Raw genomic sequence first — 16973 nt, 5'->3', positions numbered from 1 at the left:
GGGTGCCCCCCCCCCGCCCGGGGCGCGCCGACCGCCCGCGCGGGGGTCCAGGCCGCCGGGGGGGGGGCCGGGACCTCCTCGGAGGTTCCGGCCCGCGGCCGTTGCGCGCGGGTCAGGCCGGTCAGGCCTTCGGCTGCTGCTGGGTGATGCAGTGGATGCCGCCGCCGTTGGCGAAGATCTCGCGGGCGTCGACCAGTTCGACGGTGCGGCCCGGGTACGCCTTCTCCAGGATGGCCTTGGCCTGCTCGTCGCGCGGGTCGTCGAAGGCGCACAGCACGACGGCGCCGTTGGCCACGTAGTGGTTGATGTAGGAGTAGTCGACGGGCTCGCCGTCCTCGTCGAACAGGACGGTGGGGGCCGGGAGTTCGATGACCTCCAGGGAGCGCCCCCGGGCGTCGGTGGCGGAGCGCAGGATCTCGGCGAGCTCCTGGCAGACCGCGTGGTCGGGGTGGGCCGGGTCGGGCTGGGAGTGGACGACGACGGTGCCGGGGCGGACGAAGGAGGCGACGATGTCGATGTGGCCGCGGGTGCCGAACTCGTCGTAGTCGCGGGTCAGTCCGCGCGGCAGCCAGATCGCCTTGGTGGTGCCGAGGTGCGCGTGCAGTTCGGCCTCGACCTGCTCGCGGGTCCAGTCGGCGTTGCGGCCCTCGCCGAGCTGCACGGTGTCGGTGACCAGGACGGTGCCCTCGCCGTCCACGTGGATGCCGCCGCCCTCGTTGATCAGCCGGGAGGCGAAGCGCCGCACGCCGGCCAGCTCGGTGACGTGCTCCGCGATGTGCTGGTCGTTGTCCCAGCGGGCCCAGGACTGGGCGCCCCAGCCGTTGAACACCCAGTCGGCGGCGGCCAGTCGGCCATCGTCGTCGATCAGGAAGGACGGGCCGATGTCGCGCATCCAGGCATCGTCCAGCGGGCGCTCGACGATCTCCACCTCGGGGGAGAGGTAGGGCCGGGCCTGCTCGGTCTCGCCGGTGTTGACGACCAGGGTGACCGGCTCGTGGCGGACGATCGTGTTGGCGACCTCGGCCCAGGCGCGGCGGGCCGCGTCCAGCTGCTCCGCTCCGTCGAAGGTCGGGTTCGGGGTCGGGAACGCCATCCAGGTGCGCTCGTGCGGGTGCCATTCGGCGGGCATCCGGAAGCCGAGCGAGGCGGGGGTGGGGGAAGTCATCAGGGATCAAGTCCTCGGGAGGTGAAGGGAGTTCACAGGAAGTACAGGCGGCTGAGGGAGACCGAGTCGGCGGGCGCGGAGCGCAGCGGCTCGCCGTCCAGCGAGACCAGGCCGGTCGCCGAGACGTCGACCTGTCCGAGCCGGCCGTTGCGCAGCATCGAACTCGGGCCGATGCCCCGGGTGCCGTGCACTCCCACCCGCCGCCTGCGGGTGGGCAGTTGGTCGCCCGCGACGTCCAAGTAGGCGGAGTCGGCGGCGACTTGGGCGACGAACGCCACCGAGAGGTCCGCGGCGGTGGCGCCGTGCGCGCCGAACTGCGGGCCCAGCACCAGGGGTTCGCACCGGTCGGTGGAGGCGTTCGGGTCGCCGACCACGCCGTACGCGGGGAAGCCGGCCTTCAGTACCAGCTGCGGCTTGGCGCCGAAGTGGTCCGGCCGCCAGAGCACGATGTCGGCCAGCTTGTCCACCTCGATGGAGCCGACCTCGTGCGAAAGCCCGTGCGCGATGGCCGGGTTGATGGTCAGCTTGGCGATGTAGCGCAGCACCCGCTCGTTGTCGTCGCCGCCCTCGGCGGTGCCGTAGGAGCCGGTGCCGTCCAGCGGGCCGAGTTCGGCCTTCATCTTGCCGGCCATCGCGAAGGTGCGGCGCACGGTCTCGCCGGCCCGGCCCATGCCCTGGGCGTCGGAGGAGGTGATGCCGATGACCCCGAGGTCGTGCAGCACGTCCTCGGCGCCCATCGTGCCGGCCCGGATCCGGTCGCGGGCCATCGCGGCGTCGCCCGGCAGGTCGGGCTTGAGGTCGTGGGCGGAGACGATCATGTCGTAGTGCTCGCCCAGCGCGTCCCGGCCGAACGGCAGGGTCGGGTTGGTGGAGGAGCCGATCACGTTCGGCACGCCGGCCATCTTCAGCACGTTCGGCACGTGGCCGCCGCCGCAGCCCTCGATGTGGAAGGCGTGGATGGTGCGGCCCTCCAGCACCGCGAGGGTGTCCTCCACCGACAGGCACTCGTTCAACCCGTCGGTGTGCAGCGCCACTTGGACGTCGTACTCCTCCGCGACCCGCAGCGCGGTGTCCAGCGCCCGGGTGTGCGCGCCCATGTCCTCGTGCACCTTGAAGCCGGACGCGCCGCCCTCGGCGAGCGCCTCCACCAGCGGGGCCGGGTCGGAGGACGAACCGCGGCCCAGGAAGCCGATGTTGACCGGCCAGGCGTCGAAGGCGTTGAACGCGTGCCGCAGCGCCCACGGCGAGTTGACGCCGACGCCCCAGACCGGGCCGAACTCCTGGCCGATGATGGTGGTCACGCCGGAGGCCAGCGAGGCCTCCATGATCCGCGGCGACAGCAGGTGGACGTGGGTGTCGATGGCGCCCGCGGTGGCGATCAGGCCCTCGCCGGAGACGATCGTGGTGCCGGTGCCGACCACCACCTCGACGCCGTCCAGGGTGTCCGGGTTGCCGGCCCGGCCGATCGCCGAGATCCGGCCGCCCCGGATGCCGATCGAGGTTTTCCGGATGCCCTGCACCGCGTCGATCACCAGCACGTTGGAGATCACCACGTCGCAGGTCTCGCGGACCGCGGCCGGCTTCAGGTGCAGCCCGTCCCGGGCGGTCTTGCCGAACCCGGCGAGGAACTCGTCGCCCGGGGCCTGCGAGTCCGACTCGACCCGGACGATGAGCCCCGAGTCGCCGAGCCGGACCCGGTCGCCGGCGCGCGGGCCGTGCACCGAGATGTAGTCGTGCGGGGTGATGGAACTCATGCCTGGTCCTTCCTGGTGCGGCGGGTGGCGGTCACTGCTCGGGCTGCGCGTCGTCGAACTCGGTCAGGTAGCCCGTCGCCCGGGCCTTGGCCAGCGCTGCGTCCTTCGCGCCCGGTGCGTCCAGCGGCCCGTCCACCAGCCCGGCGAAGCCGATCGCCACCCGCTCGCCGCCGATCGGCACCAGCCCGACCTCGACGGTGACGCCCGGGTCGAAGCGCACCGAGGAACCGGCCGGCACCGCCAGGTGCATTCCGTAGGCGGCGGAGCGGTCGAAGGCCAGGCGGGGGTTGGACTCGAAGAAGTGAAAGTGCGAGGTCACCGAGATCGGCACCGAGGCGGTGTTGTGCACGGGCAGCAGCAGCGACTCCTCCACCGGGTCGTAGCCCGCGCCGGAGCCCGGCAGTGCCGCGCCCGGGGCCCCGTCGCCCAGCGAACCCGCGCCGCGGAACGGGTCGTTGACCACCGCCAGGCGCGTCCCGTCCTCGAACACCGCCTCCACCTGGACCACCGTCACCACGTCCGGCACGCCCGGCAGCACGTCCGCGGCGCTCAGCACGCTGCGGCCGGCCTCGATCGCCTCGGCCAGGCGCCGGCCGTCCCGGGCCGCCTCGCAGACGGTGTCGGCGATCAGCGCCGTCGCCTCCGGCACGTTCAATCGCACGCCGCGCGCCCGTCGGGCGCGGGCCAACTCGGCCGCGGTGAAGATCAGCAGCCGGTCCCGTTCGGTGGGAGTCAGTCGCACGGTGCCTCGCTCGTCGAGGGTGGACGGAGGGTGGTCGAAGAGTTTAGAACGACGTTCAAACGTGTTCGGGCCCCATTGAACCTGCGGCTGCCCGTGATGTCCAGCGTCCGGCCACGGGCCCGGGACGCCCCGCAGGCGCACGGGAGGGGTGTGGGGGAATGGTCGGCGGGGGCGGATCCGGTGATCGGAGCGTGTGAAGATCGCACCGGGGGCGAGCCGACACTCCGCCGGTGGACCTGCGTCAGCACCCCGGGGCCCCGGCCCGGGCGAGCGCCCCCGGCTCACCCGCGTGCCCGCGCACGCCCTTGCGCACCGTTCACCACGGGCGTAGGGGCGGATCACTGTTGCAAACGCCGCCGAGTGGGCATGAGGATGACCAGAAGTGGCCGCCGGACCGGTGGGGGACCGGAGCGGCCGTCCGGAACGAGGGCGGGGGCTGAAGAAGTTGATGGACGGTCAGGCAAGATTCCCGCGGCAGCGCTCGGCCTCGCGCCGGGAGCAGGCCGACCGGCAGGGGACCGCACACATCCAGTCACCGGCGCAGTCGAAGCCGGGGGCGCAGTCGCAGCCGCAGAGTCCGGCCCCGGTGCACCAGTCGGAGTGCGCCCTGCATCGCCGGCTGCACGCCTCCCTGGAGGCCGCGGACCTGCCCGCCGTCGGCACCGTCCGGCGCCGGCTGAGGGCCGCCCTCGACCACTGGGGCGTCTCCGAACTCGCCGACACCGCCGAACTGTTGGCGTCCGAACTGGTCACCAACGCGCTGGTGCACACCGGCAAGGGCGCCGAGTTCGACGCCCAGCTGACCGCCGAGCAGCGCCTGCGGGTCGAGGTGCACGACCGCACCGGCCGGCTCCCCGGCCGCCGTCACCCGAACGAGGACGCCACCTCCGGGCGCGGGCTGCTGCTGGTGGAGGCGCTCGCCGACGACTGGGGAGTGCAGCTGCGCGGGGACGGAAAAGTCACCTGGTTCGAGCTGTCCGTGCTCTGAGCGGGCCCGCCCCGAACCGGTGGGGAGAATTCCGCACCGGCCACTCGGGTGGGCCGTTCGGGTGAGGGTCCTTGGGCGGATTGTGTGCGATCAGTACCGTCCGGGCCACTGGCATTGCCGCCTTGCCGAACATACGAGAGGGTAGTGAGAATGTGTGCCAGTAGGCACACGCAACCATCGCGGTCCGGCCGGCCCAGCAGGGGACACGGATACCACCAGCGGCCGCCAGGCAAGGCACCGGCAGGAGAAGTATGGCCACCGAGCCCGAGGCGCCTGGGCCCGCCCGCCGCACCCCGCCCGCCCAGGCCACCCAGGCCACCCGGAACAGCACCCCCGCGAACCCGCTGCGCACCGCCGCCGGCCGCGCCGTGCCGTCCACCGCCCGCGGCCTGCCCACCCGCACCGGGGACTCCACCCCCGAGTGGCTCGAACCGGCCATGGCCGCCAACGGCATCGGCTCCTTCGACTGGGACATCCGGCGCGACACCCTGGTCGGTGACCGGCGCGCCTGCACCATCCTGGGCCTGGCCGGCCAGTCCTTCGACCGGACCTCCGACTCCTTCCTGGCCCTGCTGCACCCCGAGGACGCCCCCGTGGTGCGCCGCCGGGTCGAACGCGCCGTCGCCGAACTCGGCCAGTGCGGCGCCTATTACCGCACCGTCTTCCCCGACGGCGAAATGCACGCCGTGCGCTTCCGCGGCCGGGTCCTCGCCGACGCCTTCGGCCGCCCCTCCCGGATGGTCGGTTTCGTCTGGGACGCCACCGTCGAACTCCACAAACGCGAACGCGCCGACGAACTCGCCGTCCTGCGCGAGGAGCGCTCCCGGTTCATCAAGGAAGCCGCCCGCGCCCTCTCCGACGCCGTCACCGTCCGCGACGTCGCCCGGGTCTTCACCGAGCTGCCGCTGCCCGGCCTCGGCCCCGACGGACTCGCCCTCGCCTCGCTCGAAGGCGGCCGGATCGCGCTGCTCGGCTCCAGCGGCTACCGCAACGCCCTCGGCGACCAGTTCGACCGCATCCCGCTCGCGCCCACCCACCCCGCCGCAGAAGCGATCCGGCAGCGCGCTCCGATCTTCGTCTCCAGCCGCGAGGAGTACCGCGAGCGCTACCCCGACGCCTGGGACTGGGCCGAGAACACCGGACGCTCCTCCTGGGCCTTCCTCCCGCTGGTCGCCAGCGGCCGCCCCACCGGCGTCTGCGTGGTCTCCTTCGACGACGACCGCGAACTCGACCCCGACGAGCGCACCCTGCTCTCCACCCTCGGCGGACTGGTCGCCCAGTCCCTCGCCCGGGCCCGGCTGCACGACGCCGAACACGAACTCGCCGCCGGCCTGCAACGGGTCATGCTGCCCCGCACCGTCCCCGCCGTCCCCGGCGTCACCACCGCCGTCCGCTACCTCGCGGCCGGCTCCGGCCTGCAGATCGGCGGCGACTGGTACGACGTCGTCCCGCTGCCCGGCGGTCACGTCGGCCTGGTCATCGGCGACGTCCAGGGCCACGACGTGCACGCCGCCGGCATCATGGGCCAACTGCGCATCGCGCTGCGCGCCTACGCCGCCGAAGGGCACCCGCCGGCGGCCGTGATGGCCCGGGCGTCGCGCTTCCTCGCCGACCTCGACACCGACCACTTCGCCACCTGCACCTACGCCGAGGTCAACGTCGACTACGGCGTGGTCTACGCCGTCCGGGCCGGGCACCTCGACCCCGTGGTCCGCCGCGCCGACGGCACCGTGCATCCCGTTCCGGTGGCGGGCGGCCTGCCGCTCGGCGTCGCCCCCGACGAGGAGTACCGGGTCACCCGGTTCAGCCTCGACCCCGGCGAGACCGTGCTGCTGTTCACCGACGGCCTGGTCGAAGCCCGGGACATGGACCTCGACACCGGCTTCGCCCGCCTCTGCGAGACCGTCTCCGAACACCTCCCCCCGATCGGCGAATCCCCCCGCGAACCACTGGAGGAACTCGCCGACCGGATCGCCTCGCAGGCCGCGGACACCAGCGAACGCGAGGACGACATCGCGCTGTTGCTGCTGCGCTGGGACGGCCCTGCGGGCGGGCGGGCCGCGCAGCAGTTGCGGCGCAGGATCGGGCAGGCGGACCTGGCGCGGATCTCGGAGCTCCGGGCGGAGCTGCGGGACGCGCTGCGGCGCTGGGGGGTGCCCGAACTCATCGACACCGCCGAGCTGTTGTCGTCGGAGCTGGTGACGAACGCGATTCGGCACACGGACCGGGACGCGATGTTCACCGCGCGGCTGTACCAGGAGGACGGGCGGGCACGGCTGCGGGTCGAGGTCGAGGACGAGAGCGATCTCTGGCCGACGCGCCGCACGCCCGGGGAACAGGCGTCCTCCGGGCGTGGGCTGATGCTGGTCGAGGGGCTCGCGGACACGTGGGGTGTGGAGCCCAGGGGTTCCGGCAAGCGGATGTGGTTCGAGGTGAGTGTTTAAGTTCGAGCTGGGTGTTCAAGGGGACGGGCTCAGGGCAGGGCGGGGACCGGAAGCGGCGGAACCCTGTCGTCGGGGCTCCCTTCGTTCCCCTCAGCCGAACTGCTGCTCCAGGTCCTTGAGCTTCTGTTCGAGCGAAGCAAGTCTCGTGGTGTCCTCGTCCGGGGTGAGGTCGATGCTGCGGTGGGCGGGGGTGGCGGGGAGGCCGGCGGGGGCTATGGCGGGCTCCGTCGGGGTGGGGGTCGCGGGGGTGGGGGCGGGTTCGAGTTGGCGGGTGTGGCGGGTGCGCCAGCTGCTGCCGGGCTGGCGGCCGATGGCGCGGATCTCGGCGCGTTCCCGGCGGGAGGCCATCCTGCGGCGCTCCCGGTTCTCCGCCGCGGTGCGCTTGTCGTCGCGGACCTCCTCGACGGCCTCGTCCAGGGTGCGGACGCCTTCGAGCAGCATCAACGACCACGCGGCGTAGGTTTCGCGCGGGGCGCGCAGCCAGCGGACCACGCGGATCTGTGGGAGCGGCCGGGGGACGAGCCCCTGCTCGCGCAGGGCGGCGACCCGGGTCTGCTTGAGGGCGCGGTCGAACAGCACCGCGGCCGAGAGCGACATGCCGGCGAAGAACTGCGGCGCTCCGTCGTGGCCGAAGCCGCGTGGGGCGTGCACCCAGTTGAACCAGGCGGAGGCCGCGGCGAACAGCCACACCAGCAGACGGGAGCCGAGTGCCGCGTCGCCGTGGCTGGCCTCCCGGACGGCGAGGACGGAGCAGAACATGGCGGCCCCGTCCAGGCCGAACGGGACGAGGTACTCCCAGCCGCCGGAGAGGCCGAGGTTCTGGACGCCGAAGCCGACCAGCCCGTGGAAGGAGAGCGCGGCGGCGACCGCGGCGCAGCAGAAAAGCAGTAAGTAGGAGGCGCCCCCGTAGAGGGATTCGGTGCGGCGGCGGCGTTCCTCGGCGCGTTCCCAGGAGTCCGAATTGCCGGTGTTGGTGGCTGCGGCCGAGCGGCTGCGGGCGAAGGCCAGCAGGGCGACGGCACCCACGAGGGCGGCCGCGCCGGCGACGACCCAGCCCAGCGGTATGTCCGACAGTCTCATGACCTGATCCAGCCTCGCTTTCCGCATCGTGATTGGGGGGAACCATCATGGCGGAGAAATGCGGGAATCCTGACCGGATCGCGAGCAATACACCAATAGGGGGGAATTTCGGAATCGGATCAAAATATTTTCGAGGCTATTTGCTGCGGGGGCAGCTGAAGCAGGGCTCGGCCGGTCGGACCGTGTAGAACAGGCAGCAGCTGACCCTGGTCCTGGTCCGGTGTCCGCCCTGCTCCCGGAAGCCCGGGGTGCCCACGAAGGGGGCCGAGGTGGCGTCGCCGGTCAGCAGGGCGGTCAGTTCGGCGACTGCCCGGGGCTCCTCGTCGAGCAGGGTGGAGAGGTACCAGAGGCCGTCCACCACGTCATCGGTGACGAGCGCCCAGAGGGTGCGCGGGCCGCGTCGCACGCGGGGGCGGAAGGCGTTGAGCACCGGCGCGAGGTGATCGGCGAGCGCGGTGCGCAGTGCGGCGTCGAGTGCCGGGCGGTCCGGGACGACCAGGGCGTCGGGGTGCTCGGCGGCCGGGTCGTCCGGCAGGCAGCGGAAGGCGGTCGGGCGGGCGGTCAGCTCGCCGGTGGCGCGGTTGATCGAGAGCCGTTCGACCGGGAGCAGCGGGACCCGGCGTTCCAGGAACCACGGCAGGGTGAAGGCGAGGGCGGCCGGCCAGGCGTAGCGGTGCAGGCTGAAGCCGGCGGTGACGTCCGGGCGGGTGGGGGCGCCGTACAGGTCGAGACCGAGGCGTTCGTCGAAGGCGATCGTCGCGTCGAGGGCGGCCGGGTCGGTGGCGAGGGCCGCGGCGGTGGTCCAGCCGGCGCCGGTGCGCGGGGCGGCGGGGTGGATCCGCAGGTCTGCGAAGACCTCGGTGAGGCGTCGCCAACTCCCTTGGCAGGGCGGGGAGTCGGCGACGGCTGGGGAGGGGAACTGCTCGACCTGGCGTACGGTCACGCGGGCTCCCTGGGTGGCACCCCGGGAGCGGGGCCCGGGCACGGCGCGGTGGACCTGTCCGGGCCACTGCTCGCCCCGGACAGGTAAGGCTCACCTTAGCTGATGCCGTGCTTCGGCTCGTGCACAGTGCTGCCGTCCGGTGCCGGGTCCCGGCTCAGCCGGCGCGCCAGCCACACCGGCACTCCGCCCAGTGCCTGGACCAGTCGGGACGCCTCGGCGCGCAGTCGTTCCGCCTCGGCCGGTTCCGACACCTCCGCCAGGGAGGCCAGCGCCGGCGCCACTCCCACCGTGTACCCGAGCCGCTCGCGCAGTTCGAGCGCCGCCCCGAAGCCCTCCCGGGCCTGCTCCGGATCGCCTGCCGCCGCCGCCAGACCCGCCAGGTGGCACCAGGTCGAGGAGCGCAGCAGGTCGTCCCCGCGCTCCTGGGCGCCCTCGTGCGCCCGGGTGTACGCACTGTGCGCCGCCGCCGGGTCGTGCAGCAGGTTCTCCGCGACCAGCCCGCGGCGGAAGTCCAGCAGCGGCCGGCCCGGTGCCTTCGGCGGCAGCAGCGCCGAGGTGCGGCCCAGTGCGGCCTGCGCCTCGTCCAGCCGGTCCCGGCGGCTCAACACGCTTGCCACGTACGCCAGATAGCCACGGGCGCAGGAGGCCGCGGCGCGGTGCTCACTGCCGGCGACCGAGGCTTCCGCCAGGCGCAGGGCGTCCTCCGCGCGCTCCCAGTGGTCCGCGGTGAACAGGCACTGCTCGATCAGCAGTTCGGCTCGCTGCAGCGCCGCCGTCGGGTCCCGGCCGGCCTGCGGGCGGAGCAGGTCCGCGGCCTCCTGCCAGCAGCCCCGCGACCGCAGCCGCCAGACGACGTCCGCCATGCCCCCCGGGGCAGTCCCGTGCACCGACAACGCCACCTCCTTGTGCGCGCCATGCAGCGACCGGCGGACCCTCCCCAATCCCCAAGGGCCCGCGTCGTGGCGGCAATTCAACACGCGCGGGAGCTTGTGCACCAGATCACGAGCGCGAGGAAATCCGGAACCCGTGCTTCCGGGTGACGGTGGAGTGACGGCGCGTCAGGACGTCCAGCCGGTCTCCATCAGCGCCTCGGCCGCGCCGTTCGAAGGCTGCGGGATACCCGCCGCGTCCAGCGTGAAGAGGGCCACCAGCAGCTGTTCGCCGCGCACCGTGGCCTGCCGGGAGTAGCCGGAGACGGTGAACATCGCCGCCGCGACCTGCTCACTGTGCAGCGTCTCCAGCCACAGGCACTCCACCGCCTTGACGTCGGCCGGCTCCGTCCAGGTGTCCACCCGGGCCACCATCCGCTCGCCCAGCAGGCCGGTCGAATCGCGCTCCTGGCCCGGCGTCAGTTCGAGGTCCTCGAAGCCCAGCCACTGCAAGTAGCGGGCCGCCGTCAGCACCGCGTCCCGCGGGGTGCGCACCGGCTGCGGGCGGAACGGCGGACGCAGCGCCCGGGCCGGGCCCGAACCGGCCGTGAGCGGGTCCGGCGGGGTGAGCGGCGGCACCGCCGTGGTGTACGGGCGGGCCGCCTCGACCGGACGGGTCGTCCGCGGGCCCGCGCTCTGCAGCTTCGGCGCCCGGTCCACCGGCATCCGCACCGTTGCCCCGCACTCGCAGGTGAACTCCGGCTGCGGCCACTGGTCGCTGCGCCCGCAGTGCGGGCAGCGCATGCTCACCCAGGAGTCCTCCCAGGAGCGGAACCGCACCTGCACCGGCACCCCGCCGCGCAGCAGCGGTACCCGCAGCTGCGCGCCGCACGGGCAGGGCAGGCTCGGCGGCTCGTAGCAGTGCTCGCGTCGGCAGGCCGGGCAGCGCAGTTGGCTGGCCCCCGACGGTGAACCGGGGGAGAACCGGGCCGGGTCTGCGGCGTCCTCGGGCAGCGGCATGACGATCACCGTCCGTTCCGGTCGGGCTGGCAAGACGCTCTCCATCCTCGCCGATCGGGCCCCGGCCCGGCGCGGAATGAGGGATTCCTGCACCGCAGTTGAGACGGGGGAAAGGCGCGGGGCATCACTGACCGTCCGTCAGTCGATGTGCCAGCGGGCCAGATCCGCCGGGGTGTCCAGGTCGTCGGGGACGGCCACGCCGGTGCAGCCCACCAGGGTGACCGGGTGGTTGGCCAGCAGGGCGCGGGCGCCCGCGTCGCCGGTCGCGGTGGCCAGCAGCTCGGGGAAGTGCGCGGCGCCGATCAGGACCGGGTGCGCCCGGCGCGCGGCATAGGCGCACGCCGCCAGATCAGTGCGCCCGGCGTGCGTGGCCAGCAGCCTGCGCACCGCCTCCGCCGTGACACCCGGCGTGTCCACCAGCAGCACCAGCACCGCGCTCGCCCCGACCGGAAGTGCGGCCAGGCCCGCGCGCAGGGAGGAGGACAACCCCGTGCGCCAGTCCGGGTTGTCGACCAGCACGCAGTCGCCCGTGTCGGCACGCTCCCGGACCTCCGCCGCCGACGCGCCCAGCACCGCCACCGCCCCGTCGCACCCGCCGTCCCGCGCCGCCGCCAGCGCGTGCTCCAGCAGTGGACGCCCCCGGTACCGCAGCAGCGCCTTCGGACGCCCGCCCAGCCGGGACCCGCCGCCCGCCGCCAGCACCAGGGCCGGCACCCGCAATTCCGTCATACCGCCAGTCTGCGCCCATGCCTCATGCCCCGTGGCCTCGGCGAACCCTTCGTACCGGACAGGTTTTGCCCGGATTGTGAGGTGTGTCATGCTGCGGCGTGGTCGCCTTGACCCCTGCTTGACCGGCTGGTCTTCTGGTGGGCCGTCAGAGTCGCCCACCAGCAGAGGAACGCCGTGCGATCCCGCCGTACCGCCATAGTCGCCGCCTTGTTGCTCGGATCGCTCGCTCTCGGCGGGTGCACCAGTGCCAACAAGACGTCGACAAACGGCACTTCAAAGCCCCAGTCGGCCTCCAAGGGCACCAACCCGCTGCAGAACCCGGACGGCACCAAGCCCGGCCTGGCGGCCGTCACCAGCGACGAGGACCGCAAGGCCGGACGAGACCTGATCGCGAAGGTGAAGACCGCCGACGCGGGCCCGAAGACCGGCTACGACCGCGACCAGTTCGGCCCCGCCTGGACGGACAACGTGGACGGCGTGCCGATGGGCCACAACAGTTGCAGCACCCGCGACGACATGCTGGCCCGGGACGGGCAGAAGGTGGAGCACAAGGACGGCTCCGCGTGCGTCGTCACCGGAATGACGATCTGGGACCCGTACACCGGCAAGTCGGTGGACTGGAGCAAGCAGCAGGCGTCGAAGATACAGATCGACCACGTGATGCCGCTGTCCTACGACTGGCAGCAGGGCGCCTCGCAGTGGGAGAAGGGCAAGCGGGTGCAGATCGCCAACGACCCGCTGAACCTGATCCCGGCGGACGGCTCGCAGAACGCCTCCAAGGGCGACTCCGGACCGGCCAGTTGGCTGCCCGCCAACACCGAGGTGCACTGCTCGTACGCGATCCGCTGGGCGCAGGTCTCGCTGAAGTACCAGCTGCCGGTGACGCCCGCCGACAAGAAGACCATGCTGTCGCTGTGCGGCGGCTGACGGGACGTCGGCCGGTGTGTGCGGCATGACCCGAGGCCGCCCCTCGGGCCGACCGGCGGCAGCGCGACGGGCGGGAACAGCGCCTCAGCGGGCCGCTCGCCCTCGCCTTCGGCCCCGGCGGGCGGCGGCGCCGGCCGGTCGGTCGGGCCGGACGGGGCGGTGGTCCCGGCCGGGACCGGCGGCGGGTGGTTCGCGGCGTCGGGCCACGGCTCGCCGGTCGGAGGAACGGAACTGGACGTGGTCATGCGGGACGCGTTGGGCGGCGTGCCTGAGAACCCGATGAGACCCGACTATGAGGGGGCTGTGATCTCCGGGCCGGCCCACGGTCCGTCAGCTCGCGGCGGGCGCAGGCTGGGGGAGTCGGCTGCCGAGCCAGGTGAGGGCCGGGGGGATCTCCCGGGTCCAGGTGTGGAAGTTGTGGCCGCCGGTGTCCAGGGTGATGGTGGACAGCTGGGTCGGCGCCTTGAACGCGCCGATCATCTGCTGCGTCGCCGGGTAGTTCTCCTCGTTGCGGCTGGTGGCCAGCAGCAGCGAGACCGGCGGGGCGGGCTTGTTCTGGAGCCGCCACAGCAGGTCGTTGTCCTGCTTGACCTCGGCGCTGCCGCCGAACAGGTCGCCGGTGGTGGGGTCGTTGTGGACCTCGTAGTAGCCGGACAGCGCGATCGCCGCCCGGTACGAATCCGGCTTGCGCATCGCGAACTTGACTGCGCAGTAGCCGCCGGTGGAGTCGCCGATCACCGCGCGTGCCTCGGGCCGGTCGTCGATCCGGTAGGCGGCGGACATCGCCTTCGGCAGGTCCTCGGTGAAGAAGGTCTCCGCCTGCGGGCCGTTCGGAACGTCCATGCACTCGGTGTCGCGGTTGGCGACCAGGGTGGGCCGCATCATCACCAGCACCGTCGGCGGCATCTCCTTGGCCTCGATCGCCTTCAGCGTGGACGCCGGGTACTGGAGCAGCGAGATCAGCTTCTCCGCCGTTCCCGGGTAGCCGGACAGGGCGAGCAGCATCGGGAACTTCGTCCCCGCGTACGCCTGCTGGAAGTACTGCGGCGGCAGGTACACGTACGCCGGGGTGCCGGTCAGCCCGGAGTGCTCGCCGCGGATCTCCACCTTCTGGATCACGCCCGAGCGGTCCTGTGCGGAGCCCTGCGAGGAGTACATCTTCTGCTCGCCGGTCACCGAGACGGCCTTGCCGCCCGGCTCGTGGTTCACCACCGTGCCCGGGCTGCCGTCCAGGCCGAGCAGGTCGCTCCAGGTCGAGTAGAAGCCGAAGTACGAGTTGGCGACCAGCCCCATCGCGGCCAGCACCGCGATCTGCGTCCCGAAGAACGCCCCCAGCCGCCCGAGCCACGCCCGCCAGCTCCGGCCGCCCAGCCGGGGCCAGAGCCACATGGTGGCGGCGAAGGCGGCGATCGCCAGCAGGCTGGCGATGATCTGGATCGGGACTCCGGTCAGGCTCGGCACCCGATGATCGTAAGGTACGGCTTCATCAGGCTCACAGCCGCCTCCCAGCACCTTCCCGGTTTCCCAAGGCCCCTTCAAGGGCATACCAATTCTTCTGGCCGGGCCGCGTCCTGCGCAGGGCCGTGGACCTCGGGGTACGGCTCATCGACACCGCCGACGCGTACGGCCCGTACATCACCGAGGAACTCGTCGCCGAAGCGCCCCACCCCTACCCGCCCGACCGGGTGATCTCCACCAAAGGCGGGCTGACCCGGCAGGGCCCCGACTGCTGGCACGCCGTGGCCCCTCGGCTGCGCATGGACCGGCTGGCCGTCTCTTCGGATCCCCGGACCGGGACCCTGGGCGGCGAGGTGCACGAGGAGGCCCGGCCGGCCTGATGCTGTCGGAGTTCTTGGCTAGGGTCCGGCACTTGTGAGATCACCCGAAGAACTGCACCTGACCGACTGGGCATCCCTGGAGCACTCGTACGGGAGCGGCACCGACGTCCCCGGCTGGATCCGCGCGTTGTACGCCGAGGACCGGGAGGCTGTCGATCGTGCGCTCGGCGAGCTGTTCAACCGGGCCCTGCATCAGGGGACGGTCTCCTCGGCGGGGGCCGCCGCCGTCCCGTACCTGGCGCACGCCGCCGTGCACGCCGTCCACCGGCGTGAGGGCATGCTGGCGTTCATCGCGACGACCGGCGGGGCCGAGGAGGAGTACGAGGGCGAGGAGGAGGAGACCGAGTTCGAGCACAAGGTGACGGGGCGCACTCTGGCGGCCGATGAACTCCCCGGCCTGCTGCATCTGTTGCGCGACGATCCCGACCCCGAGGTGCGCCGTCAGGTCGTACGGGTGGCGCGCCGGGCGGCGGGGGAGAGCCTGCCGCTCGCACTGGCCGCACTGACGGCGTGTCACCGCGAGGACCCGGCGCCCGCGGTGCGGGCCGAGGCGTTGACGGTGCTGAGCTTCCTGGACGCCGACCCGCGCGGGCGGTTGCGGGCGGCGCTGGGAGACCCCGAGCCGGCCGTCCGGGCCACCGCCGCGCTCGGCCTGTTGGAGGGCAACGGGGCGCCCAACCCGGCCGAGTTGCTGGCGATCCTGGTGGCGGACGGCGGCGACCCGGCGTTCCGGGTGGTCTCGGGCGAGTGGTTCCCAGGCGTCGGCAACACCGACGACCGGTTGCGGCGGCTGCTCGACGAGGATCCGGAGGCGACCCGGGCCGTCGCCGCCGCCTGGATCGCCGCAGGCGACCACGACGGACGCGGGGCCCGCCGCGCGCTCCGGCTGGCCGAGCGCTGGTACGGCTACCAGGACGAGACGGTCGCGCTGCTGGCCGCCGCGCTGCCGCACCAACGCGAGTGGTACTGGCGGATGAAGGTCCTGCAGGGCCTCGCCGATCTCGTCGCGGGCTGCTCCGACCCCGGCCCGGTCGTCGAAGCGGTGCTGCCGCACACCACCGACCCGGACTGGCGGATCCACCGGCCCGCCCAACTCGCCCTCGGCCGGGCCGGCGACACCCGCCTGCTCACCGCCGTCCCCGAACCCGCCGCCGCCGCACTCGCCGCGCTCGCCGCCCGGACCGACGACCTCGACCTGCGACGCCGGGCGCTCGTGCCGTCCCCATCCCCGTACGGCGGCGTACTTCGTGGCGAGGCGGACGAGCTCCTCGACGCGCTCACCCCCGAGAGCGCCGCCCCGCTGCTGCCCGAACTGACCACGCTGCTGCGCACCTGCCCGAACGGGAAACTCGTCCGCTTCCTCGGCGGCTCCGGCCTCACTGACCGCGAACTCCACGACCTGCTGGGCGAGTTGGCGACCGGCGGCGACCGGTGCCTGGCCCCCGCCGCCGCCGTCGCCGCCGCCCGGCTCGGCGCGGACCCCGGGCCCGCGCTGCGCCTGCTCGCCGAGCGCCCCGACTGCCTGGCCGAGGCCGCCCTGCTCGGACCGCTCGGCGCGCCGCTGCTGCCACTGGTGGAACGCTGCCTGACGGAAGGCCATACGCGCCAGCGGGTGGAAGCCGCCGAAGCGCACTGGCGGATCACCGGCGACCCCACCCGGGCCGTTCCGATCCTGCTTGCCGCGCTGAACCGAACCGCGCCGGGCGCGCACGCCCTCGCGGTGCTGCGTCGCATCGGCCACCCGCTGCCGCGCGAGCACCGGGCCCTGGTCGAGGGCTGGCTGATGACGGACCGGCGCACACCGGTCGGGAAGGACCACTACTGGAGCGTCCGGGAGGAGCACCAACTACGGGAGGATGCCCGGCTGTTGCTCGACCGGCAGCCCTGACCTGGTGACGGCCCGCCGCACCCATGGGGAAGATGCGGCGGGCCGTCCGTTCATGAGGGGACGGGGCGTCAGCCCAGGCTGTTGAAGAGGGTGTTCAGCAGGGTGCCGGAGTTGTCGTCGTTCTCCAGGGCGAAGGCGAACATGCCCGCCAGGCCCTTGGACTTGGCGTAGGCCGCGCGGGCCTGGATGGCCTTCGGGTCGTCACCGGTCCAGAAGGTGGTGCCGTCGTAGACCCAGGTGGACTCGGTGATCGGGTCCCAGTGGGTGTTCTGGGCGGTGAGGGCGAGTTCACGCCAGCCGGCGAGGCCGGCCTCCTGGCTGCCGGGCTTGGCGGGGGTGGCGCCGGTGATGCCGTAGGGGAGGCCGCGTCCGGTAGGTGCGGCGGCCCGGCGGGCCCAGGTGGGAGCCTGTGCGCTTGGGGTGGGCGCGTCACCCAGGTTGGACTGGACCAATCGCCCGGGTCAAGGATTTCGGCTCACGAACCGTCAGGAAGAGTTCCGGTCGGTCCGGTTGGGGACGGCCGGGCGGGCCGGGGGATCGCGCCGTTGTGCGCCGTCGGCTCTCAGTTGCATATGACTTGCAATTA

15 protein-coding genes are annotated in these 16973 nt (G+C 73.1%); 5 read left to right on the top strand and 10 right to left on the bottom strand.

Annotated features, from left to right (window positions below):
• Positions 1-121: 121 nt before the first annotated feature.
• The 3 genes from ACFV18_RS11725 to ureA are packed head-to-tail and all read right to left on the bottom strand — an operon-like array spanning position 122 to position 3661.
• On the bottom strand, positions 122-1165 hold the full coding sequence (locus ACFV18_RS11725; protein ID WP_380481918.1) for an agmatine/peptidylarginine deiminase: 1044 nt from the start codon (positions 1163-1165) through the stop codon (positions 122-124).
• 32 nt (positions 1166-1197) lie between these two features.
• Positions 1198-2919, bottom strand: a complete 1722-nt coding sequence (locus tag ACFV18_RS11720) for an urease subunit alpha (RefSeq protein WP_380481916.1) — start codon at positions 2917-2919, stop codon at positions 1198-1200.
• Between the two features lie 31 nt (positions 2920-2950).
• The gene (ureA, locus tag ACFV18_RS11715; RefSeq protein WP_380481914.1) at positions 2951-3661 is read right to left on the bottom strand and encodes an urease subunit gamma; all 711 of its coding nucleotides are present in this window, start codon (positions 3659-3661) and stop codon (positions 2951-2953) included.
• Positions 3662-4109: 448 nt separating this feature from the next.
• Here ureA and ACFV18_RS11710 point away from each other — a divergent pair, with 448 nt between their 5' ends.
• Positions 4110-4649, top strand: a complete 540-nt coding sequence (locus ACFV18_RS11710; protein ID WP_380481912.1) for an ATP-binding protein — start codon at positions 4110-4112, stop codon at positions 4647-4649.
• Between the two features lie 251 nt (positions 4650-4900).
• On the top strand, positions 4901-7093 hold the full coding sequence (locus ACFV18_RS11705) for a SpoIIE family protein phosphatase (protein ID WP_380481910.1): 2193 nt from the start codon (positions 4901-4903) through the stop codon (positions 7091-7093).
• Positions 7094-7183: 90 nt separating this feature from the next.
• Here ACFV18_RS11705 and ACFV18_RS11700 read toward each other — a convergent pair whose 3' ends face one another.
• The 5 genes from ACFV18_RS11700 to ACFV18_RS11680 all read right to left on the bottom strand — a co-directional run bounded on the left by ACFV18_RS11700 (position 7184) and on the right by ACFV18_RS11680 (position 11734).
• Positions 7184-8173: a DUF2637 domain-containing protein gene (locus ACFV18_RS11700; protein ID WP_380481908.1), complete on the bottom strand. Its 990-nt coding sequence runs from the start codon at positions 8171-8173 to the stop codon at positions 7184-7186.
• A gap of 136 nt (positions 8174-8309) precedes the next feature.
• Positions 8310-9116 carry an iron-sulfur protein gene (locus tag ACFV18_RS11695; protein ID WP_380481906.1) on the bottom strand — a complete coding sequence of 269 codons (807 nt, stop codon included), beginning with the start codon at positions 9114-9116 and terminating at the stop codon, positions 8310-8312.
• A 95-nt stretch (positions 9117-9211) separates the two neighbouring features.
• Entirely contained in the window at positions 9212-9979 is a 768-nt protein-coding gene (locus ACFV18_RS11690; RefSeq protein ID WP_380481904.1) for a hypothetical protein, read from the bottom strand.
• Between the two features lie 195 nt (positions 9980-10174).
• Positions 10175-11038, bottom strand: a complete 864-nt coding sequence (locus ACFV18_RS11685) for a hypothetical protein (protein ID WP_380481902.1) — start codon at positions 11036-11038, stop codon at positions 10175-10177.
• A 105-nt stretch (positions 11039-11143) separates the two neighbouring features.
• On the bottom strand, positions 11144-11734 hold the full coding sequence (locus tag ACFV18_RS11680) for an NTP transferase domain-containing protein (protein ID WP_380481900.1): 591 nt from the start codon (positions 11732-11734) through the stop codon (positions 11144-11146).
• A 207-nt stretch (positions 11735-11941) separates the two neighbouring features.
• On the opposite strand from ACFV18_RS11680, the gene ACFV18_RS11675 reads away from it, so the two are divergent.
• Complete coding sequence (locus tag ACFV18_RS11675) at positions 11942-12661, top strand: HNH endonuclease family protein (protein ID WP_380481898.1); 720 nt, start codon at positions 11942-11944, stop codon at positions 12659-12661.
• Between the two features lie 330 nt (positions 12662-12991).
• Here the strand turns inward: ACFV18_RS11675 and ACFV18_RS11670 are convergent, their stop codons facing one another.
• Entirely contained in the window at positions 12992-14122 is a 1131-nt protein-coding gene (locus ACFV18_RS11670) for an alpha/beta hydrolase (RefSeq protein WP_380481896.1), read from the bottom strand.
• Positions 14123-14232: 110 nt separating this feature from the next.
• Here ACFV18_RS11670 and ACFV18_RS11665 point away from each other — a divergent pair, with 110 nt between their 5' ends.
• Complete coding sequence (locus tag ACFV18_RS11665; protein WP_380481995.1) at positions 14233-14499, top strand: aldo/keto reductase; 267 nt, start codon at positions 14233-14235, stop codon at positions 14497-14499.
• A 34-nt stretch (positions 14500-14533) separates the two neighbouring features.
• Positions 14534-16387 (top strand): hypothetical protein, encoded by a 1854-nt coding sequence (locus tag ACFV18_RS11660; protein WP_380481894.1) that lies wholly within the window; start codon positions 14534-14536, stop codon positions 16385-16387.
• A 68-nt stretch (positions 16388-16455) separates the two neighbouring features.
• Here ACFV18_RS11660 and ACFV18_RS11655 read toward each other — a convergent pair whose 3' ends face one another.
• Positions 16456-16839, bottom strand: coding sequence for a glycosyl hydrolase family 18 protein (locus ACFV18_RS11655; RefSeq protein WP_380481892.1), 384 nt, complete (start codon positions 16837-16839; stop codon positions 16456-16458).
• Between the last annotated feature and the right edge of the window lie 134 nt (positions 16840-16973).

Source organism: Kitasatospora sp. NPDC059673 (assembly GCF_042734215.1).
Taxonomy (GTDB): domain Bacteria; phylum Actinomycetota; class Actinomycetes; order Streptomycetales; family Streptomycetaceae; genus Kitasatospora.
The sequence above is the reverse complement of the archived record's forward strand: the minus strand, read 5'-3'. Positions and strand labels throughout refer to the sequence as shown.

Bases quoted from the DNA above. Each gene is read 5' to 3' on its own strand.
- ACFV18_RS11710 (WP_380481912.1), top strand. From the start codon at position 4,110: ATGGACGGTCAGGCAAGATTCCCGCGGCAGCGCTCGGCCTCGCGCCGG.
- ACFV18_RS11680 (WP_380481900.1), bottom strand. From the start codon at position 11,734: ATGACGGAATTGCGGGTGCCGGCCCTGGTGCTGGCGGCGGGCGGCGGG.
- ACFV18_RS11700 (WP_380481908.1), bottom strand. From the start codon at position 8,173: ATGAGACTGTCGGACATACCGCTGGGCTGGGTCGTCGCCGGCGCGGCC.
- ACFV18_RS11720 (WP_380481916.1), bottom strand. From the start codon at position 2,919: ATGAGTTCCATCACCCCGCACGACTACATCTCGGTGCACGGCCCGCGC.
- ACFV18_RS11725 (WP_380481918.1), bottom strand. From the start codon at position 1,165: ATGACTTCCCCCACCCCCGCCTCGCTCGGCTTCCGGATGCCCGCCGAA.
- ACFV18_RS11690 (WP_380481904.1), bottom strand. From the start codon at position 9,979: ATGGCGGACGTCGTCTGGCGGCTGCGGTCGCGGGGCTGCTGGCAGGAG.
- ACFV18_RS11705 (WP_380481910.1), top strand. From the start codon at position 4,901: ATGGCCACCGAGCCCGAGGCGCCTGGGCCCGCCCGCCGCACCCCGCCC.